Genomic DNA, 20,333 nt, shown 5'->3' with positions numbered 1-20,333 from the left:
AAGGACATTGTCGGTCCCATCGAGATTCAAGGGCGTTTCCAGGCGCCTACAGGGGACTGACCGATGCGCGTTTCCACCATGTTGCTCGCTTCCGCGGCGGCCATCACCACCACCGCCGCCTTTGCGGCGGACCTGCCGTCCCGCAAGGCCGCCCCGGTCGAGTACGTGCGCGTCTGCTCGACCATGGGCGAGGGCTACTTCTACATCCCGGGCACCGACACCTGCATCAAGATCGGTGGCCGCGCTCGTTACGAGTACCAGTATGGCGAGCCCTTCGCCCGCAACGACGCCACCACGGGTTCGCGCACCACGGGCCGCATCTATGTGGACACCCGCACGGCCACCGAATACGGCCTGCTCCGCGCCTATGTCCGCTACGACATCTCGCGCCGCACGGGCCAGATCTTCTCGGGCTCTTCGCTGCGCCAGGGCGTCGCCTTCACGGGCACGGGCGTCGACTACGCCGGCCAGGCTCAGACGGAGGTCAACCTCGACCGCGCCTTTATCCAGTTCGGCGGCCTGACGGCTGGCCGCACCGAGTCCTTCTTCGACTTCTACGCCGGCGATCTCGAATATATCGGCACCACGGCCGGATCGGCGCTCAACAACAACCTGCTGGCCTACACGGCCACGTTCGGCGCCGGCTTCTCGGCGACGCTGTCGATCGAAGACCATGTGGATCGCCGCCAGTCGATTGCCGACATCTATCCGACGGGCGCGTACCGCTACACCGGCGACGGCGTGCCGGACGTGGTCGGTAACGTGCGGGTCGAGCAGGGCTGGGGCTCCGCCCAGCTGTCGGGCGCGATCCACCAGGTTCGCATCGGCAACTATGCGGCGATCGGCGGCATCACGCCGAACGGCGCCTCGCCCGACGCCAAGTACGGCTTCGCGCTCAACGCCGGCGTGACCTTCAACCTGCCCTTCGCGGCGGGTGACACCCTGACCTTCCAGGGCACCTACACCAAGGGCGCGGCGACCTACATCGCCTCCAACCCCTTCGGCATTGGCACCACCTTCGGGTCGGGCGTCGGCGCGCTCGGCAACCTCGCATTCCCGGACGCGACGTTCTACGACGTGGGCGCCGGCGTGGGTAAGCTCGGCCTCACCACCGCCTGGGGCCTGACGGCCGCCGGCCTGCACTACTGGACCCCCACCATCCGCCAGGCGCTGTTCGGCTCCTACATCAAGGTGGACCAGCCCGGTGGCGCGTTCATCGCGGCCGGCGCGGGCGTGCCCGGCAATGCGCTCCGCGACTTCTCCTACTGGACCGTGGGTACAAACGTGACCTGGTCGCCGGTGAAGGACTTCGATATCGGCGCCGAGGTGGACTACATCTACCTCAAGACCAGCAACGGCCCGGTGTTCACCGCGATCGCGACGGATCCGGTCACTCGCGTGTTCAGCAAGGACTCCGCCGTGGTCGGCCGCCTGAAGATCCAGCGCGACTTCTGATCCATCAGAGTTGCGTTCGAGTTCCCGAACCCCGGCTCGCCAGAGCCGGGGTTTTTGTTTGCGTTCAGGCCGTGGGAGCCGCCGCGCCGACAGCATCCAACCGCGGAACCGTGAGCCCGTCCTCGACTGCGGCCACGAAGGCGGCGATCCGGTTCACGGTCGGGGCGTCGCGCAGCAGGGGCGCGTGTCCCTGCCCGGGCACGATCCAGCGCTGCAGGGCGGGATGGGCCTTCGCCATCGCGTCCAGCGTCTCGGGCGTCAGCAGGTCGGAATGTTCGCCCCGGATCGCCAGCAAGGGAACGGCCGACAGGCCGGCGAAAAGGGGCCAAAGGGTCGGCAACGCAGCCTCGAGATCGAGGCTCGCGAGCGGCTTCATCAAGGCGGGGTCGTAGCTCGGCGCGAGCTTGCCGTCGCGCTCCACGAACGAGCCGCGGGCGAGCACCTCCCAATCTTCGGCAGCCAGCGCCGGAAAGCGCGCGTCCGAGATGTGGCGGAAATAGTCCGCCGCTTCGGCCAGGGTGCGGGGGGCGGGCAGCTTGCCCACGTAAGAGCGTATGCGGATCAGGCCCTTGGCCTCGATCACGGGGCCGATGTCGTTGAGCACGGCGGCGCGAATCAGCGCCGGGCGCGCGGCCGCAAGTCCCATGGTGACCAGGCCGCCCCGCGACGTGCCGACGAACACGGCTTGCTCAACGCCCAGCGCGGCCAGCTGGGCCATGACGTCGCCGACCTCGATCCGAACGTCGTAGTTCTTCCACTCGGGATCCCAGGCGGATTGGCCGCGGCCGCGATAATCCAGCGCCACCACGCGGCGCGGTCGGTGGCGGTGGTTGGCCAAGGCCAACGCGAGGTCGTGGAAATCGACGCTGTTGCGGGTCAATCCCGCGAGGCAAACGACGGGCAGGCGCTCGGAACTGCGAGCGCCGTAGTCCCGCGCATGGAGCGAGAGGCCATCCTGCGCGGTGGTGAAGATGCTGCGGTAACCGTCGTCCGTCATGCGCCGTCGCTCCTGATGCGGGCGCATCGTGGGGAGCGGCGGCGCGGTTGTCGAGGGCTAGAGGGCGGGCAGCCTCAACGGTTCACTCCGCGTTTCAAGTCCTCGCCGATCAGCAGGGCGGAGCGCTCGGTCAGCCGCGTGCGGTACACCTGCAGGTTCTCCATCACGCGTTGGACGTAGTTGCGCGTTTCCGTAAAGGGGATGCGTTCAACCCAGTCCACCGGGTCGATGCCGGACGACCGCGGGTCGCCATAGGCCTCGATCCACTTGCGGACATTGCCGCCGCCCGCGTTGTAGGACGCGATGGTGAGAATGTACGAGCCCTTCCAGTCGCCGACGAGGTCGCCGAGATGAGCCGCGCCGAGCTTGGCGTTGTAGGCCGGATCGGCCGTCAGCTTGTCGGCGTCGTAGCCCACGCCGGTGCGCTGGGCGGTTTGCCTGGCGGTGGCGGGCATCAGCTGCATCAGTCCGCGCGCGCCGGCGGAGGACACGACCTTGGGGTCGAAGGCGCTCTCCTGCCGGGCGATGGCGAAAACGAGCGGCTTTTCGACCGCATTTGCGCCCAGTTCGATGTCCGGCACCCCGATGGTGGGGAAGGCCCGGTCGTCGAGCGGGAAGCCGCGCTGCGTCGCAGCCTTGCCGACGATCAGCAGTGCGCGGGCGTCGCCTCTTTCGGCCGGAATGCGCGCCAGGGCGTCAAGCTCGGCGGAATCCTCGAGGGTTTTGGCAAGATCCGCCAGCAGCGGCTGCGCGACGTCGCGCGCATCGGCGTCGTACAGGAGGCGCACGGCCCGCAGCGCCGCGACCTGGCTCGGCAGGGTCAGCTCGCTCGGCAGCACGCGACGGACGGGCAGCTCGGCGATGTCGAGTTTCATGCGGGCGAGCTGCCCGTAATACGCGATCCCGTGCTGGGCGGCCTTGCGGAAGAACTCCTCGCCGGGTTTCCCGGCCGCCTCGGCGGCGCGGCCCTGCCAATAGGCGGCGCGCGCGATCGTCATTGGCGTGGAGGCCGCCTTGGCGATCTCGGCGAAATGCTTCTCGGCCGCAGCCGTCTGATGCAGGAAGCGCAGCGCGATCCAGCCAGCGTGGAATTCGGCGTCGGCGCGGACTTCGGCCGGGCAATCCGCCGGCATGCCGCTCGCGACATCATAGGCGAGCTTCTGTTCGCCGGCGTCCAGCAGCTTGCGGGCGACCAGGCGGCGCTCCGCCCACCAAGCGTCGGCGTCGCCCGGGCGAACGGCGTCTTTGGGGATGGCCGCCAGCGCCTTGCCGGCGTCGACGATCTTGTCCTGCCGGCGTAAAAGCTGAGCCTTGGCAAACAGGTAGGCGGGATCCTTGCGGAGTTCCTTCGGGACTTCCTCGAGCGCCTGGGCGGCCTTGGCGTCGCTGCGGCCGACCGCGACCCGCGCCTTGGCGAGCTTCACGGCATCCGGGCCGGCCTTGTTGGCGGCCCGCAGCGCGGCGGTCCAGTCCTCGTTGAAGAGCAGCATCTCCATGCGGGCGCGGTGGTCCGCGGCGTCGATCAACTCGGGGAACGCCTCGAGGAAGCGGCTCTCCATGTCGGGGCCGAACTCGTCGGCGCGCCAGGCGGCGCGAACCAGGGCGGCGGCCTCGGTGGGCTTGTTGTCCTCGATCAGGGCGCGCGCCTGGGCAATCTTGCCGCCCGCGGTGAGGGGAGGATGCGCCTTGAAGAACGCGCGCACCGTCTTTGTGTCGAGGCGCGCCGCCACCAGCGCCTCCTCGGCCCGGCGGCGCAGGAGCTTTTGCGTCGGCCAGTCCGGGTTGGAGCGAATGAAGTCGTCGATGCGAGCAAAGCCGAGATCACGCGACACAAAGCGGATTGCGACCCATTCCAGCAGCTTGCGCGCGGTCGGGTCGGCGATGGCGGCTGCGGCGGCGTCGCCGGCGGCCTTGTCGCCCTTGCGATAGAGATCGACAGCGCCCTTCAGCGCCGCCATGTCGACCGTCGGCTTGGGCGGCGAGGCCAGAACCGGCGCGCTCGGCGCAACTGGCGCGGGAGCGTCGACAGGCGCGGGCGCCGGGTCGGCGAGAGCCCCCGTCGTGGCCGCAACCGGGATGATGCTCGCGACAAGCCCGGTCGCGTCCGTGTCCAGACGCGCATAGGCGAGGATGGAGTCGTCCGCCGACCGCGTCACCACGCTCGATGCTGGTAGCGCCGCACAGGCGAACAGGACGGCGGTCAGCCGCGCAGTTCGAGATCGGGCCATTGCGTCACCTGAGTGGTTGCCCCCGACCACACTGGGCCGGTCTCGTTTACGAATGGTGAACCAACAACTTCACCGTGTCTAATTCCTGCTTGCAATGACCGACGACCGTGGCGGGAAGGCGGCGAGGGCAGGATGCCGGACGAAAGCGCGCGGGCTTTCCCTTTTCTGGCGCGCCGCAAGCGTTTATGTGTACGCCAGCGCGAAGGTTCGGCCAGCAAAGGCCGGGCAGGGAAGGGAACCGCCGGAATGAAGACGAGCCGTATGTTCAAGGGGTCTTTCACGGCTCTGGTGACCCCCTTCCGGGACGGCAAGCTCGATGAGGCCGCCTTCCGGGCCCATGTCGACTGGCAGATCGAAAACGGCACGCATGGCCTCGTCCCGGTGGGCACCACCGGCGAGAGCCCGACGCTGTCGCACGAGGAGCACCGGCAGGTGGTGCAGTGGTGCGTGTCTCAGGCGCGCGGCCGCGTGCCCGTGATCGCCGGCGCGGGCTCCAACAACACCGCCGAGGCGGTGGACCTCGCCCGCTACGCCGAGAAGACCGGCGCGGACGCCGTGCTGGTGGTGACGCCCTACTACAACAAGCCGAACCAGGAAGGGCTCTACCAGCACTACAAGGCGATCAACGACGCGATCGGCATCCCGATCATCATCTACAACATCCCGCCGCGCTCGGTGATCGACATGTCGGTCGAGACCATGAAGCGGCTGTGGGAGCTGCCCAACATCGCGGGCGTCAAGGACGCCACCGCCAAGCTCGACCGAGCCAGCCTGCAGCGCCATGCTATGGGGCCGGACTTCATCCAACTGACCGGCGAGGACGCCACCGCGCTGGGCCACATGGCGCATGGCGGCCATGGCTGCATTTCGGTGACGTCGAATGTCGCTCCCAAGCTCTGCGCGGAATTCCAGAACGCCTGCCTGGCGGGCGATTTCGCCACGGCGCTGACGATCCAGGACCGGCTGATGCCGCTGCATGCGGCGCTGTTCATCGAACCGAACCCGGCGGGCCCGAAATACGCCTTGTCGGCGCTGGGCCGTATGTTCGAGGACGTCCGCCTGCCGATGGTGCCGGTGAGCGAACCAACCAAGGCGATCATTCGTTCTGCGCTGACCCATGCCGGGCTGCTGAACGGCTGAGAACAGGACACGATGTCGAAGGGCAAGGACGACCCGAACAACACCATCGCGGCCGACAACCGCAAGGCGCGGTTCAACTACCATATCGGCGAGACCTTCGAGGCCGGCATCATGCTGACCGGCACGGAGGTAAAGTCGCTGCGCGGCGGCAAGGCCACGATCGGGGAGAGCTACGCCGGCGAGAAGAACGGCGAGATCTTTCTCGTCAATGCCTACATTCCTGAATATCTCGAGGCCAACAAGTTCAACCACGTCCCCAAGCGGCCGCGCAAACTGCTGCTGCATCGGCGACAGGTCGACCGGCTCACGGCTGCGATCCAGCGCGAGGGCATGACGCTGGTGCCGTTGAAGATCTACTTCAACGAAAAGGGCCGCGCGAAGGTCGAGATCGCGCTCGCCAAGGGCAAGAACGTCGCCGACAAGCGCGAGACCGAAAAGAAGCGGGATTGGGACCGCGAGAAATCCCGCCTTATGCGCGAGAAGGGCTGAGGGCGAGGGCTCACCAGGCCTAGCCGGCCCTCACCCTGTCCGCTCCCCTGGCGTGGGGAGAGGGGACGCGCACGGCGTTTCAGTGTCCCTGGATCCGACTGTTCAGCTCGTCCCAGGCCCCGTCGAGCGGCCGGAACACGAAACGCACCTCGTGTTCGCCCGGCGGCACGAGCACGGCCCGGAAGATGACATTGGCGCGCAGCAGGGGCGCCGGTTGTCCGTCGACCTCCGCGAACCACCAGGGGTGCCACACGTCGTTGAGCACCACGTATCCGCCCGTCGCTGAGGCCGCGCTCACGACGACTTGCGTGTTGGCGTAGCGCCTGATCTCGACCTTGCCGGCCGGTCCAAGAGCCAGCGGCTTCGCGATGGGGGCGTCCTGCAGCAGGACGGTGCGGGTCGGGTCGAAATCCGGCCATCGACCGTTCGCGAGCAGCGCCTCGAAGTCGGCCTTGCGGGCCTCGGCGGCGAAGAGCACGCGGGGCAGGGCGCGCGGGTTCTCGTAGATGCGCCCATCCACCGTGCGGGCGATCTCGTTGAGGTCGCCGGGCTGCAGTGCCGGGTCGATCTCGGCGACGTCGCCGCGGGTCACGATCAAGCGCAGGCCGAGCAGGTCGGCGAGACGCGAGCGATAGCCCGGCATCAGCGGCGAGAAGGTGCGCTGGCTCGGCAGCGCGACGTGATCCTGGGCGCCGGTGGCCCGGCTGTACAGGTCGAGGCGGACGGGGTTGTAGCCCAGCGTATTGTCCAGCCGATGCACCATGCTGGCGTTCGGCCAATGGAAATCGACGCCCGCGAGCTCGACACGGTCGCGCCGGTCCGGCGCGGCGGTGGCGGCGAGCCGCTGTTTTAAGAGCGCGATGGTCGGGTTGCGGCTATCGGCGCGCAGCACGTCATAGACAGCGGAGGGCAGCGCCGTGGATTCGTTGGGGCCATTGCTGATCGCAAGATCGGCGACGAGCCCGAGCGTCAGCAACGCCACCGCCAAGGTAGGGCGTCGCGGGACGGTACGTGCGGCTCCCCACAGGAGGACGGCGGCACCCGCCAATGACGCAACCGCGATCGCGAGAGGCGACGCGGCGGCGCCGAGGCGGTCCTTCGCCCAGGCCGTCGCAACGCAGGCGGCGAGGCCGCCGGCTATCAGAGCGGCGCCGGTCGCGACTTTGCTCGGCGAAAGCTTTGCGAGCGATCCGGACAGGAGGCGGTGCACGGCATAGCCCGCGAGGATGGCGGCGAGAGCGCCGATCACGAAAGTCGCGTCCGCCGGGCGACGGTAGAGGTTTGCGCCGGGCAGGTGAAACAGAAGCGCGAAGGCCGGCGTATACCGTCCCAGCGCATAGAGCAGGAGCAAGGCCGTCGCCGCGAGCGTGAAACGGATCTCCCGCGCCGCGAAAGCGCGGCCTGCGACGCCCATTGCCAGGATGGCGATCAGCGGGATAGCGCCGAAGTAAACGTCGCCCATGTTGCGGGCGAGGAACAGGTCCACAGGGCCCCAAGCCGGGCTCGGTGGGCCCCAGAAGTCCACCAAGGGGCCGTCTGTCCCGAACAGGTTCGCCGCGAAGGCAGTGAGAAGCGAGGCGGGATGGAGCGAGCCGCGCGCCGCGCCTTCGTAGTCGATCTCCGGGCGGTTGCTGTCGCCGGCCAGCAGGGCCGTCATGACCAGCGGCAGCCCGACCACGAGAATGCCCCCGACCGTTCCTGCCGCCAGCGGGGCGATGCTGGCCCGGGCAGAGGCCAGCGGCCTCGCGGCCGAGGTCCAGCGGTGGAGCACGACGCCGGCCAGGAGGTACACGCCAATCAGCGCGACCTGATCGCGTCCCAGCACCATGAAGCCCGCGACCACGCCTGCAAGCAGCCCATAGGCGAGGGAGCGCCGGTCAAGCGCGCGCTCCAGCGCCCACCAGGCGAGCGGCAGATAAGCGAGGCTGAGCACCTGCCCGGTGTGCTGGATCCGCCAGGCGGCAGAGCAGCCGAAAGCGAAGCTGAGTGCCGCAACCACGGCTCCGCCCCAGTGCCAGCCACGGTCGCGGAACAGAAGCAGGATGGCGAATCCGCCCAGCAGCAGCATTCCGAGCGCGACGCCGTCCGTCGCCTGCAGGCTTGGCGAAGAATCAAGCAGCGCCAGCAGGAGATGCGGCGGGGAGAAGATCAGCGACTGCGGGTCGGCGATCTGGGGCTGGCCGGCGAACACGAAGGGGTTCCAGAACGGCGCTTCGCCGCGATGGAGGCTGTCGGCCAGGAACTGCAGTTGCGCCTGAAAGTGCGCCTTGGCGTCCCACGGCACGGTGGCGCGGCCGGAGAGCCAGGGCCAGGATAGAGCGAGCCAACCCAAGGCGACGAACGCCGCCGCACGCAGGAGCGGCCAGCGCTCGGGGCCGAGCGCCGGAGCGGTCGAGGCGATCGTCGACGCCGATCTCACTCCGCCGGCCGATGCGCCGCCAGGTCGTCGAGATCGATGAAATGGCCCGCGCGGTCGCGCTTGGAGGCGAGGTAGAGCACGTTCTCGGTGGTCTGCCGGCCATAGGCGCGGCGATCTTCCACCACCTCGAGACCGGCGCTGCGCAGGGCGGCGATCTTGAGCGGGTTGTTGGTGTAGACGGCGACCTGCGAAACGCCGAGCTGCTTCAGCATCTCGGCCGCGAAATCGAAGCGGCGCTGGTCGAGGCCGAAGCCGAGCAACTCGTCGGCGTCGTAGGTGTCCCAGCCCTGGCTCTGCAGCTTGTAGGCGCGCATCTTGTTGGCGATGCCGTTGCCCCGGCCTTCCTGGTCGAGATAGAGCAGCACGCCGCCGCCGTTCTCGGACATGAACTTCACGGTGCCGCGCAACTGGTCGCCGCAGTCGCATTTCAGGCTGCCGAAGAGATCGCCCGTCAGGCAGGCGGAATGAAGCCGGACCGGGACCGGCTTCGCCAGGTCGGGCCGCCCGATCAGGATCGCGACCTGGTCGCGCAGGCCTTCGCCGCCGCGGAACACGACGAACTCGGTTTCGGGCGCGCCTTCCAGCGGTACGGGCGCGCGGCTGACGGCGCGGATGGTGCGGGCCAGGCCCCGCCGATAGCAGCGCACGGCTTCGGCCGGCACGCGCAGGAGATCGAGCGGTGCGAGCTCCGGCTTGATCGGAACCGCCACCATGGCGGGCAGGATCAGGGTGAGCGAGGCGAGCTCCAGCGCCACGCCATCGAGCGGGCCCGCGGGCCCGACCGGGGCGTCGACGCGGGCTTCGATCTTCAGCGCGAGCATCTCGATGCGGGCGAGGTCTATTTGCGGCAAGGCCAGGATGCCGGGCCCATGCCGTTCGACGCCAAGGCGCCGCAGACGGGCGGACGGGAGCACCAAGTGGGCCGCGCCAAGGTCATCCAAGGCGCGCGCGACCGTCTCGTCGAGGGCCTCGACCCCGATGGCGACCAAGGACTGCTCGCCATCCACGATGGTGACCGGGCGGCCGGACCGCAATTCCGCAATGGCGCGCTCCACGGCGGCGTGCGCGGGATCCCCGAAGGCGTGGGCGAGAGGCAAAGGGTGTTCCATGTGTCGACGCGAACCTTTTCCGACCCGTCTCGCCAGCGCAGCGCTCCCGCCATAGGTTAGGCTGGCGACGCCGGCTTTCAAGCTAAACGCCTCCGTCAATCGCGAGCGGCGCCGCGGGAGCAACAATGCCTGAGCAGGATTCACACGCGACCGACGCAGAAATCAAGCGGCGCACGCTGGGCGATGACGCGGATGTGTTCGCGCCGTTGCGGCTGGCTGCTTGCCACCGGGCCTATGTGATCGCCCAATTGGGGCAATCGCTGGACGGGCGGATCGCAACCGTGACGGGAGAATCCCGCTACATCAACGGCTCGGCCGCGCTGGATCATCTTCATGGGATCCGGGCGCATGTGGACGCCGTGCTGGTGGGCGTCGGGACGGTTCTGGCCGACGATCCGCAGCTCACCGTTCGCCGCTGCGCGGGGCAAAGCCCCGCCAGGGTCGTTCTGGACCCGAATGGGCGCGTTCCGGCTGGTGCGCGCTGTTTCGCCGCAGACGGGGCGCGCCGCCTGCTGGTCACCCGCAAGCGGGGCCGGGCGCCGGAGGGGGTGGAGGAGATCGTGGTGGAAGGCGAGGGCGTGATCCCGCCCGGCGCGGTGGTCGAGGCGCTGTTTCGCCGGGGGATGCGCCGCATCCTGATAGAGGGCGGCGCCAGGACCATCTCGCACTTCATGGACGCGGACGCGGTGGACCGCCTCCATGTGCTGGTCGCGCCGCTGATCATCGGGGCCGGGCGCCTGGCGCTGGATCTGGCGCCCGAGCCCGTGCTGGCGCGCGCGCGCCGGCCGGCGACACGCGTGCATGTCTTTGCGGACGGCGACGTGCTGTTCGACTGCGACCTGAGACAAGGAAGGGCGAGCGATGTCGACAACGAAACCGGACGGCTATTCGCCAGCCGCTAAGTGGCTGCACTGGCTCACGGCGGCCTGCGTGTTCATCCTCGTGCCCGTCGCGTTCACGATGGTGCGGCTCGGGGAAGGGGCGCTCACCAACGCGCTCTACGAGGTGCACAAGTCGGTCGGGATCATCGCGTTTCTGATCGTCGCCGTGCGTGTGGTGGTGCGGCTCACCCGCGGCGCGCCTCCGCCCGAGGACGGGCTGTCGCCCTTCGAGCGCACGCTCTCCACATGGGTGCACCGGGCCATGTATGTGATCGTGTTCGCCATGCCGATCCTCGGCTTCATCGGCACGTCCATGTGCTGCGCGCCCGTGAACCTGTTCTGGACCATCCCGATCCCGATCACGTTCACGGGGTCGGAAGAGACCACCGGCCGAATCCTTGGAATTCACAAGGTCCTTGGCTTCATCCTCACCGGCTTGGTGGCGCTGCATCTCGCAGGCGTGCTGAAGCATGTGTTCATCAGCCGCGACGGCGTGTTGCGGCGCATGCTGCCGGGCGGCTGAGCGGCCGGCTCAGCGCTTGCGCGGGATGGCCAACAAATCCTTGTGGCCGATCACGACGCGGCGCGAGGTGGACCTTGCCGCCGCCCAGGCCTGCGCCTCCTCGGCCGGGATCGGCCCGGCCTCGGCGGCGGCTTGCGCGATGCCGCTCACGAGTTGACCGATGAGGGCGTGCTCAGCCGGGCCGAGCACCCAGGCGCTGTCGGCCTCCTCACAAACGTAGCCAGCCGCCTCGAAGGCCTGTCGGAGCGCCGTGTCGGCGTCCGGCCCCGCCGCCGCGCCGAAGCCCTTGTCGCCGCGCTGGTGCGTGTGGAACGCCTCCAGCACGGCCGCATCGGCAGGGTGGGGCGGATCGTCCCAGGCGGCCTCGCCGTCATAGGTCAGCACGGTGTAGAAAGTAGCCTTGCTGGCGGCGACATCCCGGGCAAAATTGGCCATCCAGCCGGGCGAGACGAGGTCGAACAAGGCCGAGGCCGTGACCAGGCCGGGCGCCGGGCTCAGCAGGGGGGCGACGCCCGCCCGCAGGTCCGCCTGTTCGAGCCGGACCCGGATCGTGCGCGGGCCCTTGGTGAGGATGAGTTCGCCGCCCGGCCCATCCTCGGCCTCGTCGGCCCAGGCCTGCAGACGCTCGCGCGCGGCCTCCAGCAGGGCAGGGTCGTGATCGACCAGCCGCCAGAACTGGTGCTCCGGCAGAAGCGGGGCCAGCGCGCGCAGGTTGGATCCTGTTCCGCATCCCAGATCGAGCACGAGCAGGTCCCGGCGCTTGCCGAAGCGGGCCGCGACCCGGTCCTGCAGGTCGGCGTTGCGGGAGCCATGATCGGCGGGCTCGCGCAAGGCGAGCCAGGTCGGGTCGAAGCCGCTCATGCGCCGATCCTTTTCAGCACGCCCGCGATTGTGGCGGCCGTGTCGTCCCAGCCGGGCAGGGACCGGCCGGCTTTCCAGGCCGCGTCGCCAAGGGCCTGCCTCCGTTCGGGGCCGTCCAGCAGCGCCGACATCGCCGCCGCGAGCGCCTCCGCGTCTCCGGGCGGAATCTTGAGAGCCGCGCCGTCCGGCACGGTCTCGCCGGCCGCTCCGCCGGTGGAGACCACCATCGGCAGCCCGCGCGCCATCGCCTCGGCGAGCACCATGCCGTAGCCCTCGTAATGCGCGGAATGCACGAACACGTCAGCGTTCGCGTAGGCGTCGTCGAGCGCCTGACCCGACAGGGAGCCCTCGAAGCGCACCCGGTCGGTCAGGTTATGCGTTTCCAGCAGATTGGCGAGCCGCGTCATTTCCGCCTCATCGCGATCCGTCGCGCCGAGGATGCGCAGGCGCCAGGGCCGGTCCCTCAGGCTCGCCAGCGCGTCGATCAGGACGTCATAGCCTTTGCGAGGGCTCACCGCGCCCACCGCAAGCAGCACCGGCGCGGCTTCGCTCGAGCCCGTGGCGCGCCGGGCCGGATCACAGCCGGGCAGCGCCACCGTGAGATGGGCGGGGGGAACGCCGAAGTCGGAGACCAGCAGCCGCCCCGTTTCGGGGCTCGTTGCGATCACATGGCGTGCGCGGGCCAGGGCTGCGCGCTCGCTCGACGCCAACGCCCGGCGCTGGCGGTCCGACAGCCCCGTCTCCATCGCAAGCGGATGATGAACCAGCGCCACGATGGGCCTGAAAACGCTGGCCAGAACCAGGTCCGTCATGGCGCCGAGCGCCAGCCCGTCGATCAGCAGCACTGCTCCGTCCGGCGTTCCCTGCAGGGCGCTCTGCGTTTCGGCGAGATCGCTGACCGAAGCCCACGGGAAAGAGCCCGGCAAGGCGAGATGGCGCGCCGGGACGCCATGCTTCGGCAGCATCGCCAGCACGCGTCGATCATACGCGTAGCCGCCGGTCGGCGTGTCGATGTCGCCCGGGATCGCGAAGAAAACGTCAGGCGCCACCGACCGGCCCCTCGAACCAGGCCCGGGCCACGTGGGATTCGTGAAGCCTCACGCGGATTGTCACGATGCCGTCCGACCCCGGCCCGAGTTCGCCCTTGCGGGCGGCCTGCGCCATGGCGTCGAAGATGTGGCGCGACAGGAACTCTGTGGTGGTCTGCTGGCCCTTGAAGGCCTCGACCTCGTCGAGATTGCTGTAGTTCAGCGGCGCGAGGGTGGCCTTCAGGGCGTCGTGCGCGCGGCCGATGTCCACCACGACGTTGTCGGACGTGAGCGTCTCGCGAAAGAACGCGACGTCGACCACGAAGGTCGCGCCATGCAGCCGCTGGGCGGGCCCGAACAGCTCCCCCTTGAAGCTGTGCGCGATCATGATGTGGTCGCGAACTTCGACGGCGTACATGCGCTTCTCCGAATCTCAGTAACGAACGGCGGTGGCCAGGCCTGGCGCGCCCGCGGCGAGGATACGCGGCAATGCGGCCGGCAGATCCCGAAATGCGACCTCTTCGGTAATCAAGGCATCCAATCTTGGGTCGCTGAGCAGCTTGAGGGCGGCTCCGAGCCGCCGGGCGTGGGTCCAGCGCGGCCTGCGGCCGGGGGATACGGCCCCAACCTGCGACGAGAGGAGGCGCAGCCGCCGGCTGTGAAACGCGCCGCCGAGAGGGGCGGCGACATCCTGGTCGCCGTACCAGCTCATCTCGACGACGGTGGCCTCCTGGCCGGCGCATGCCAGCGCACACGCGAGGCCCGCCGCGTTCGCGCTGACGTGGAACACCACGTCAGCTTCGCCGGGCGCCTCGTCCGGAAGCGCGAAACCGCATCCCAGCGCCTGGGCGACCGGCGCCCTGGCGGGGTCGATGTCGACCACGGTGACGTCTGCGCCGGGAATGCGGGCCGCCAACGAGGCGACCAGCATGCCGACGAGTCCGCCTCCCACTACGATCACGCGGTCGGAGGGACCCACGGCCGAGTCCCAGAGCGCGTTGAGCGCAGTCTCCATATTGGCGGCCAGGATCGCGCGGCGCGCCGGCACGCCGGAGGGAACGGGCGCCACGAGGTCGACCGGCGCGGTGAACATGTTCTGATGCGGATGCAGGGCGAAGACGGTCTGCCCCAAGAGATGGTCAGGACCCTCGTCCACCACGCCCACCGCGCAGTAGCCGTATTTCACCGGGAATGGAAAATCGCCGACCTGAAGGGGCGCACGCATGCGCTCCCATTCACCTTCGGGCACGCGCCCCGCCGCCACGAGGCGCTCGGTGCCGCGGCTTACGCCGGACCACAGCGTCCGGATACGCACCTCCCCGGAGGCGATGGCCGGCAACGTCGCCGGACGAAGATCTGCGCGCCCGGGCGCGACGTACCACAGCGCGTGGGCGCCGGACCGGGGAGCGTCGCTTGGGGACTCGCCTGCGGCGTCGCCGAAAATCGCTTGTCCCGAAGGCGTCTTTCCCGTTTCCTGCCGATCCACGCTTCGCCCCCGCACGCCTCCGACATCCAAGGCTCCATGGCATCGATCACTCCGGCCGGGTTCCAGTCAACCCAAGAACTCGCGGTGCGCCGCCGCGTCGTTCTCGGCCTGAACCTTTTCACCTTCCTGGCGCTCGGCCTCACCTTCGCGGCCGTGCTCGGGTCGGGCGGCTGGACCGTGATCGACATGCTTATGATGGCGTGCTTCGTGCTCGCCGCGCCGTGGAGCGTCCTCGGCTTCTGGAACGCCATGCTAGGCCTCTGGCTGCTGCACGGACGCCGCTACGGACTGCACGCCGTGGCGCCTTTCGCGGCCACGGGCGACGGCGACGATCCGGTGCGGGCCCGCGTGGCGGTTCTCCTGACGCTGCGCAACGAGGATCCGGCCCGGGCCTTCCGACGGCTCGCCATCGTGAAGGCCAGCATCGCCGCCACGGGCGAGGGGGCTCATTTCTCCTATTTCGTGCTGAGCGACAGCAGCGATCCGGCAGTGATCGCGGCAGAGCAGGCGAATTTCGACGTCTGGCGCGAGAACGACGACACGCCGCACCGGCTTTTCTATCGCCACCGCGCCGTGAACGAGGGGTTCAAGGCAGGCAACCTGCGGGACTTCTGCCATCGCTGGGGCGCGGACTACGACTTCATGCTGCCGCTCGACGCCGACAGCCTGATGAGCGGCGAGAGCGTCGTGAAGCTCGTGCGCATCATGCAGGCTTCACCGCGGCTCGGCATTCTGCAAAGCCTCGTCGTCGGACTGCCGGCGGCGAGCGGCTTCGCGCGCCTGTTCCAGTTCGGCATGCGCCAAGGCATGCGCCCCTACACGATGGGCAGCGCCTGGTGGGGCGCCGATTGCGGGCCGTTCTGGGGGCACAACGCGCTGGTGCGCATCCGGCCCTTCATCCAGCATTGCGACCTTCCCATCCTGCCCGGAAAGCCTCCGCTCGGCGGGCCAATCCTGTCGCACGATCAGGTCGAGGCGGCGCTGATGCGGCGCGCCCACTACGAGGTGCGGGTGCTCCCCGTCGAGGGTGGAAGCTGGGAGGAAAATCCGCCGACCGTGCTCGACTTCATTCGGCGGGATCTGCGGTGGTGCCAGGGCAACATGCAGTATTGGCGGCTGGTGGGCCTGCCTGACCTGAAATTCATGAGCCGGTTTCAGCTCGCCTGGGCGATCCTGATGTTTTTGGGCGTGCCGGCCTGGACGCTGATGTTTGGGCTCGCGGCGCTCAAGCCATTTGAAGCCGCCGACCTTGCGGCAGGCTACCCGGCCAAGCCCGCGATGGTGGTGTACGGCGCGTTTCTGCTGATGTCGCTTACGCCCAAGCTCGCGGGCGTCGTGGACGTGCTGCTGACCCGCGGCGGCGCAAGGCGGTACGGCGGCGCGCTGCGGTTCCTGGCCAGCGCCGGTGCGGAGATCCTGTTCTCGTTTCTGCTGGGCGCGATCACGACGTTCCGGGTGACGCAGTTCATGCTCGGCCTGCCGTTCGGGCGGTCCGTGACATGGAGCGGTCAGGAGCGGGACGCGCATGCGCTGTCGTGGCGCACGGCCGCCGCCGGCCTCTGGGTCCCCACGGCTTTCGGCACGGCAGCGCTGATGCTGCTGCTGGTGAAAGCCCCGATGGCGGCGCTGCTCGGGTTGCCGCTTCTGATCGGATATCCGCTGGCCATTCCGTTCGCGGTCCTGACGGCTGATCCACGCTTCGAGGATTGGCTCACTTCGCGCGGGCTCGGGGCCATTCCGGAAGAGGTGGAAACCCCGCCGGAGATCCGCGCGCTCGGGTCTCGGCCGGCCGAGCCGGCCGTTCTGGAAGCCGCATGACCCTGACCGGCGAAACCGGCCTGGGGCCCGGTCTGGCGCGACGCTGGGCGACGTTGAGCGGTCTCGCGCGCTCCGTTCGGGTCTACCATCTCGACCTCGCGCATCGCCGGGCCATGGACGCGCTTTATGGCGGCTTCATCCGTCCCGGCGACCTCGTTTTCGATATCGGCGCGCATGTGGGCGACCGCGTGCTGAGCTTTCGACGCCTTGGCGCGAGCGTGGTTGCGCTTGAGCCCCAGCCCGGGCCCGCCGCAGTGGTGCGCATCCTCACGGCGCTGGATCGGCGTACGACGCTTGTGCAGGCGGCCTGCGGCGCCGCCGAGGGCGTGGTCGCGCTGCGCGTCAACAGCCGCAACCCTACAATCTCGACCGCTTCGGGCGCCTTCGTGGCTGCGGCAGACGGCGCGCCGGGCTGGGAGGGGCAGGTTTGGGACCACGTCGTCTCCGCGCAACTGACGACGCTCGACGCATTGGTCAGCCGCTTCGGGGAGCCCGCCTTTGTGAAGATCGACGTCGAGGGTTTCGAGAATGAGGTTCTGGCCGGCCTGTCGCGGCCGATCCGGGCCTTGTCGTTTGAGTTCACCACCATTCAGCGGGATGTCGCCCACGCGGCTCTGGACCGGCTCGCGGCGCTGGGCGACTATCGTTTTGACGTTGCGCTCGGTGAAACCCAGCGCATGGTGTTTGGCGCACCGGTTGGGCTCGCCGAGGTGCGGCGCTATCTGGACGGGTTGCCCGTCTCCGCCAATTCCGGCGACGTCTACGCATTCCTGGATGGCGCCGCGGCGCATCCGGCGGAAAGGACCCCTGCATGACCCTCCTGTCCCGCCGAGCCTGCCTGGCCGGAGCGCTCGGCGGCGTCGCCGGTGCGGCGTTACACCGATCCCCGGCCGTTGCGGCGGCTGCGTCTGACGATCTCGCCGTGCGGGTCACCAACCTGAGCGAACCGGTGTTGTGCGCCGAAAAAGACAATATCGACTTGCGCTTCGCCTCGCCCGACGTGCGGAGCTGTCGCATTCAGGCCGTGCACCCCGCATTTATCGGCTCCATCGTGGCGGACCGATGGGCGCCTGATTTCACCAGCTGCGACATGTCGAACGATCCGTCCTTCACCGCCAAGGCGCGCCGAGTGACGTTCTTCGAGAGCACCGAATTCTGGCTGACCGGCTACGCCTATCCGTCGTTCTGGCGGCCCGCGGATGTTCCCTTCCGGGTCGGCGACCGCGTCGAGCACGGGTTGCACGTGGTGCAGCTCTGGATGCTGCACCAGGAGCGCGCCGAGGAAATCCTCGTGATCTACCCGCCCGACGGCTACTGGCGCGCGCGCCCGCTGCCGCCTGCCCACATGCGGTGGAGCGCTTATGGGAGTTCCTTCCTGGTCGGCCCCGTGGAGGTGCAGGAGCGCCCAATCGTGGCTTTGCGGGAGATCAGCTTCGACCCCGCTTCGCGGACCTTCACGATTGCATTCGCGGGCGGCGGCTCGGCGACGCTGCGCCTGACAGCCATCGACCCGGACCGGCAGATCCTGGACGTCGGCTTCGACCGGTCCATGCCCGGGCAGGCGCCGTTCGCGGCGCTGCGCTCGATGTACGCCACCGAATACAATTGCGACGTGGCCCGCACGGCCTGGCGAGCGCCGGGCGCGAAAGGCTGGGGCGAGAGCCCGATCCTGGACTGGAAGGGCGCCGACGCGACGGAGCTCTGGGCCGGGCGCCTCGTCGCGTCACGGCACAACACCAGCGCGCCCGACATGGTGTTCAGTCATTTCTCGAAGGGGCCGCCGGTCGCGGCGAAACCCTGAACGGCCTCGTTCAGCCGAGGTCCAGTTCCGCCCGGACCGCTTGAAACACGTTCCGAAACATCTCCGGCGTGAGGCGGCGGGTGGACGTGTTGTAGCGCGAGCAGTGGTAGCTATCGAACAGCGCCAGCGGTGGGCCGTCGGCCCGCTCGATGGCGTGGCGCGCCGCGTGGGCGAATTTGTGGTCGTCCAGCCGCCGTCCGAGTGCGCGCAGGGTCGATTCATGCGCGATGCGGCCCAGCGCCACGACCGCGCGAAGTCGGGGCAGAGCGTTGATGACGCCGCTCAGGAACGGCCGGCAGGCGTTGATCTCGGGGCCGGTCGGCTTGTTTTCGGGCGGGACGCAGCGCACAGCGTTGGTGAGGCAGCAATCCACCAGAACAAGCCCGTCGTCCGGGCGCGCTGCGAAGGTCCCGCGTGAGAAGCCGAAGTCGCTGAGCGTGCCGTAGAGCAGGTCGCCAGCGAAATCGCCCGTGAAGGGGCGGCCGGTGCGGTTGGCCCCGCGGAGGCCGGGCGCCAGGCCCACGATCAGCAGGCGCGCCTGCGGGTCTCCGAAGCTCGGCACGGGCGCGTTGTGCCACGAGGGCTCGCGCTGTCGCGCCGCAAGCCTGAAATCCACCAGCCGGGGGCAGATGGGGCAGTCGCGGTCGGGATCATGCCGGTGAAACGAAGACCCCCCGGCGCCGCAGGGCCCGGGGGGGTGGAAAGCTGCAGCCATGCCGGGCTGATTACACGTCGTGGCCACCCTCGTCGAGGGGCGCGTCGCGGTGCATCGGGCGTCGCTCGAAGGTCCGCGCCGGGCGCTCCGCCCGCTCGGACGGATCTCGACCGATCTTGGGAACGAGGCTGACGATGTCGATGAACTCGTCGGCCTGGCGTCGCAACTCGTCCGCCACCATCGGGGGCTGGGACGTGATGGTCGACACGACCGACACCCGCACGCCGCGCCGCTGCATGGCCTCAACCAGCGACCGGAAGTCGCCGTCGCCCGAAAACAGCACCATGTGGTTGATATGGGGGGCGAGCTCCAGCGCATCGATCGCGAGCTCGATGTCCATGTTGCCCTTCACCTTGCGGCGTCCCGTGGAATCGACGAACTCCTTGGTGGGCTTGGTGACGACGCGGTAGCCGTTGTAGTCGAGCCAGTCGATCAGCGGACGGATGGAGGAGTATTCCTGATCCTCGATCAACGCCGTATAGTAAAACGCCCTGACCAGATATCCGCGCGTCTGGAATTCTTTCAGCAATCGCTTGTAGTCGATGTCGAACCCGAGAGCCTTGGCGGTGGCGTAGAGATTAGCCCCGTCAATGAAGAGGGCGGTTCGCTCAGTTTGCATGGCTTTTCCCAATCTCTGCCGCCATCGCCTCGCGCGACCCAATGCGGAGCGGGATCAACCCCGTCGCTTTATCAGGTCGGCGACGTCCGCGTCATTGCAATGCGCAAAAAAATCGGCTGGCGGTGCATTCAACCAAAAGTTGCGTATTGTTATGAGCTACACGCTTTAGATGTCAAGCGATGGAGGCATATACCTTATGGATATGGCAAACACACGGTTTGCGTGCGGATTTTCGTTTCAGACGTTAAGCGTGTATGGCGACCGCTTGCACGAGTCGCCGCAAGAGTGTATCAGCCGTCGCTCCGCTTCAAGCGCTGTTTCACTTCTGGGCACAACGGAGCATTCATGGCTCGCGTCACCGTCGAAGATTGCATCGACAAGGTCGACAACCGTTTCGAACTCGTGCTGTTGGCCAGCCATCGCGCCCGTATGATCTCGCAGGGCTCGCAGCTGACCATCGACCGCGACCGCGATAAAAATCCGGTGGTGGCGCTGCGTGAGATCGCAGACACGACGATCATCCCCGAGGACCTCAAGGAGGACCTCATCCACTCGCTGCAGAAGCACGTCGACGTCGACGAGCCGGAGCCCGAGTCCGTGCCGATGATCGGCGCGTCTTCGGAAGCGACCGGCGGCGGCGACGACAAGGCGGTCGAATTCGACCGCATGACCGAGGAAGACCTGCTGCGCGGTCTCGAAGGCCTCGTTCCGCCGGCCGAGACCGACGACGAAGGCGAGTAAGCCTCTCCCGTTTTGGCGATTTC

The 20,333-nt window shown here is 68.5% G+C and carries 19 protein-coding genes; 9 read left to right on the top strand and 10 right to left on the bottom strand.

Going from position 1 to position 20,333, the window contains the following annotated elements; translation table 11 throughout:
* Positions 1-63 precede the first annotated feature (63 nt).
* Positions 64-1,455: a porin gene (locus IEV99_RS14310; RefSeq protein ID WP_188518434.1), complete on the top strand. Its 1,392-nt coding sequence runs from the start codon at positions 64-66 to the stop codon at positions 1,453-1,455.
* 64 nt (positions 1,456-1,519) lie between these two features.
* On the opposite strand, the gene IEV99_RS14305 is transcribed toward IEV99_RS14310, so the two are convergent.
* Both IEV99_RS14305 and IEV99_RS14300 read right to left on the bottom strand, forming a co-directional pair.
* Complete coding sequence (locus IEV99_RS14305) at positions 1,520-2,452, bottom strand: alpha/beta fold hydrolase (RefSeq protein ID WP_188518433.1); 933 nt, start codon at positions 2,450-2,452, stop codon at positions 1,520-1,522.
* A gap of 74 nt (positions 2,453-2,526) precedes the next feature.
* Positions 2,527-4,680, bottom strand: coding sequence for a lytic transglycosylase domain-containing protein (locus IEV99_RS14300; protein ID WP_188518432.1), 2,154 nt, complete (start codon positions 4,678-4,680; stop codon positions 2,527-2,529).
* Between the two features lie 246 nt (positions 4,681-4,926).
* Between IEV99_RS14300 and dapA the strand changes: the two genes are divergently transcribed.
* Both dapA and smpB read left to right on the top strand, forming a co-directional pair.
* Positions 4,927-5,820, top strand: coding sequence for a 4-hydroxy-tetrahydrodipicolinate synthase (gene dapA / locus IEV99_RS14295; RefSeq protein WP_244643875.1), 894 nt, complete (start codon positions 4,927-4,929; stop codon positions 5,818-5,820).
* A gap of 12 nt (positions 5,821-5,832) precedes the next feature.
* Positions 5,833-6,309, top strand: coding sequence for an SsrA-binding protein SmpB (gene smpB, locus IEV99_RS14290; RefSeq protein ID WP_188518431.1), 477 nt, complete (start codon positions 5,833-5,835; stop codon positions 6,307-6,309).
* A 79-nt stretch (positions 6,310-6,388) separates the two neighbouring features.
* Here the strand turns inward: smpB and IEV99_RS14285 are convergent, their stop codons facing one another.
* Both IEV99_RS14285 and ribA read right to left on the bottom strand, forming a co-directional pair.
* Positions 6,389-8,728 (bottom strand): glycosyltransferase family protein, encoded by a 2,340-nt coding sequence (locus IEV99_RS14285; RefSeq protein WP_244643874.1) that lies wholly within the window; start codon positions 8,726-8,728, stop codon positions 6,389-6,391.
* Complete coding sequence (ribA, locus tag IEV99_RS14280; RefSeq protein ID WP_244643873.1) at positions 8,725-9,825, bottom strand: GTP cyclohydrolase II RibA; 1,101 nt, start codon at positions 9,823-9,825, stop codon at positions 8,725-8,727. The genes IEV99_RS14285 and ribA overlap by 4 nt, the downstream gene beginning before the upstream one ends.
* Positions 9,826-9,962: 137 nt before the next feature.
* On the opposite strand from ribA, the gene IEV99_RS14275 reads away from it, so the two are divergent.
* Together IEV99_RS14275 and IEV99_RS14270 are read left to right on the top strand one after the other, a co-directional pair.
* Positions 9,963-10,739, top strand: a complete 777-nt coding sequence (locus IEV99_RS14275; RefSeq protein ID WP_188518429.1) for a RibD family protein — start codon at positions 9,963-9,965, stop codon at positions 10,737-10,739.
* The gene (locus tag IEV99_RS14270; RefSeq protein ID WP_188518428.1) at positions 10,699-11,241 is read left to right on the top strand and encodes a cytochrome b; all 543 of its coding nucleotides are present in this window, start codon (positions 10,699-10,701) and stop codon (positions 11,239-11,241) included. Before IEV99_RS14275 ends, IEV99_RS14270 begins: the two co-directional genes overlap by 41 nt.
* Positions 11,242-11,250: 9 nt before the next feature.
* Here IEV99_RS14270 and IEV99_RS14265 read toward each other — a convergent pair whose 3' ends face one another.
* The 4 genes from IEV99_RS14265 to IEV99_RS14250 are packed head-to-tail and all read right to left on the bottom strand — an operon-like array spanning position 11,251 to position 14,355.
* Entirely contained in the window at positions 11,251-12,102 is an 852-nt protein-coding gene (locus IEV99_RS14265) for a class I SAM-dependent methyltransferase (RefSeq protein WP_188518427.1), read from the bottom strand.
* Positions 12,099-13,151: a glycosyltransferase family 4 protein gene (locus IEV99_RS14260; protein ID WP_244643872.1), complete on the bottom strand. Its 1,053-nt coding sequence runs from the start codon at positions 13,149-13,151 to the stop codon at positions 12,099-12,101. Before IEV99_RS14260 ends, IEV99_RS14265 begins: the two co-directional genes overlap by 4 nt.
* The gene (locus IEV99_RS14255) at positions 13,141-13,548 is read right to left on the bottom strand and encodes a 6-pyruvoyl trahydropterin synthase family protein (protein ID WP_188518426.1); all 408 of its coding nucleotides are present in this window, start codon (positions 13,546-13,548) and stop codon (positions 13,141-13,143) included. Before IEV99_RS14255 ends, IEV99_RS14260 begins: the two co-directional genes overlap by 11 nt.
* 15 nt (positions 13,549-13,563) lie before the next feature.
* The gene (locus IEV99_RS14250; protein WP_308469373.1) at positions 13,564-14,355 is read right to left on the bottom strand and encodes a zinc-dependent alcohol dehydrogenase; all 792 of its coding nucleotides are present in this window, start codon (positions 14,353-14,355) and stop codon (positions 13,564-13,566) included.
* 297 nt (positions 14,356-14,652) lie between these two features.
* Here IEV99_RS14250 and mdoH point away from each other — a divergent pair, with 297 nt between their 5' ends.
* Genes mdoH through IEV99_RS14235 form a run of 3 tightly spaced genes read left to right on the top strand, consistent with a single transcriptional unit; the run spans position 14,653 to position 18,235 of the window.
* Complete coding sequence (mdoH, locus tag IEV99_RS14245; protein WP_188518425.1) at positions 14,653-16,434, top strand: glucans biosynthesis glucosyltransferase MdoH; 1,782 nt, start codon at positions 14,653-14,655, stop codon at positions 16,432-16,434.
* On the top strand, positions 16,431-17,249 hold the full coding sequence (locus IEV99_RS14240) for an FkbM family methyltransferase (RefSeq protein ID WP_188518424.1): 819 nt from the start codon (positions 16,431-16,433) through the stop codon (positions 17,247-17,249). Before mdoH ends, IEV99_RS14240 begins: the two co-directional genes overlap by 4 nt.
* Positions 17,246-18,235 carry a hypothetical protein gene (locus IEV99_RS14235; RefSeq protein ID WP_244643871.1) on the top strand — a complete coding sequence of 330 codons (990 nt, stop codon included), beginning with the start codon at positions 17,246-17,248 and terminating at the stop codon, positions 18,233-18,235. Before IEV99_RS14240 ends, IEV99_RS14235 begins: the two co-directional genes overlap by 4 nt.
* A gap of 10 nt (positions 18,236-18,245) precedes the next feature.
* Here the strand turns inward: IEV99_RS14235 and IEV99_RS14230 are convergent, their stop codons facing one another.
* Entirely contained in the window at positions 18,246-18,950 is a 705-nt protein-coding gene (locus IEV99_RS14230; RefSeq protein ID WP_188518423.1) for a uracil-DNA glycosylase, read from the bottom strand.
* Positions 18,951-18,960: 10 nt separating this feature from the next.
* Positions 18,961-19,569, bottom strand: a complete 609-nt coding sequence (locus tag IEV99_RS14225) for a LabA-like NYN domain-containing protein (RefSeq protein ID WP_188518422.1) — start codon at positions 19,567-19,569, stop codon at positions 18,961-18,963.
* A 345-nt stretch (positions 19,570-19,914) separates the two neighbouring features.
* On the opposite strand from IEV99_RS14225, the gene rpoZ reads away from it, so the two are divergent.
* A complete protein-coding gene (rpoZ, locus tag IEV99_RS14220; RefSeq protein WP_188518421.1) occupies positions 19,915-20,310 on the top strand; it encodes a DNA-directed RNA polymerase subunit omega in 396 nt (131 codons plus the stop codon).
* The last annotated feature ends 23 nt before the right edge of the window (positions 20,311-20,333 follow it).

It is taken from the genome of Alsobacter metallidurans, from assembly GCF_014636935.1.
GTDB classification, from domain to species: Bacteria; Pseudomonadota; Alphaproteobacteria; order Rhizobiales; family Beijerinckiaceae; genus Alsobacter; species Alsobacter metallidurans.
Note: the sequence above shows the minus strand (reverse complement) of the source record. Positions and strands in the feature narration are given on the sequence as shown.

Excerpts from the sequence above, each read along its gene's own strand:
- IEV99_RS14310 (WP_188518434.1), top strand. The coding sequence starts at position 64 with ATGCGCGTTTCCACCATGTTGCTCGCTTCCGCGGCGGCCATCACCACC.
- IEV99_RS14305 (WP_188518433.1), bottom strand. The coding sequence starts at position 2,452 with ATGACGGACGACGGTTACCGCAGCATCTTCACCACCGCGCAGGATGGC.
- IEV99_RS14300 (WP_188518432.1), bottom strand. The coding sequence starts at position 4,680 with ATGGCCCGATCTCGAACTGCGCGGCTGACCGCCGTCCTGTTCGCCTGT.
- dapA (WP_244643875.1), top strand. The coding sequence starts at position 4,927 with ATGAAGACGAGCCGTATGTTCAAGGGGTCTTTCACGGCTCTGGTGACC.
- smpB (WP_188518431.1), top strand. The coding sequence starts at position 5,833 with ATGTCGAAGGGCAAGGACGACCCGAACAACACCATCGCGGCCGACAAC.
- IEV99_RS14275 (WP_188518429.1), top strand. The coding sequence starts at position 9,963 with ATGCCTGAGCAGGATTCACACGCGACCGACGCAGAAATCAAGCGGCGC.
- IEV99_RS14270 (WP_188518428.1), top strand. The coding sequence starts at position 10,699 with ATGTCGACAACGAAACCGGACGGCTATTCGCCAGCCGCTAAGTGGCTG.
- IEV99_RS14265 (WP_188518427.1), bottom strand. The coding sequence starts at position 12,102 with ATGAGCGGCTTCGACCCGACCTGGCTCGCCTTGCGCGAGCCCGCCGAT.
- IEV99_RS14255 (WP_188518426.1), bottom strand. The coding sequence starts at position 13,548 with ATGTACGCCGTCGAAGTTCGCGACCACATCATGATCGCGCACAGCTTC.
- IEV99_RS14250 (WP_308469373.1), bottom strand. The coding sequence starts at position 14,355 with ATGCGTGCGCCCCTTCAGGTCGGCGATTTTCCATTCCCGGTGAAATAC.
- mdoH (WP_188518425.1), top strand. The coding sequence starts at position 14,653 with ATGGCATCGATCACTCCGGCCGGGTTCCAGTCAACCCAAGAACTCGCG.
- IEV99_RS14240 (WP_188518424.1), top strand. The coding sequence starts at position 16,431 with ATGACCCTGACCGGCGAAACCGGCCTGGGGCCCGGTCTGGCGCGACGC.
- IEV99_RS14235 (WP_244643871.1), top strand. The coding sequence starts at position 17,246 with ATGACCCTCCTGTCCCGCCGAGCCTGCCTGGCCGGAGCGCTCGGCGGC.
- IEV99_RS14230 (WP_188518423.1), bottom strand. The coding sequence starts at position 18,950 with ATGGCTGCAGCTTTCCACCCCCCCGGGCCCTGCGGCGCCGGGGGGTCT.
- IEV99_RS14225 (WP_188518422.1), bottom strand. The coding sequence starts at position 19,569 with ATGCAAACTGAGCGAACCGCCCTCTTCATTGACGGGGCTAATCTCTAC.
- rpoZ (WP_188518421.1), top strand. The coding sequence starts at position 19,915 with ATGGCTCGCGTCACCGTCGAAGATTGCATCGACAAGGTCGACAACCGT.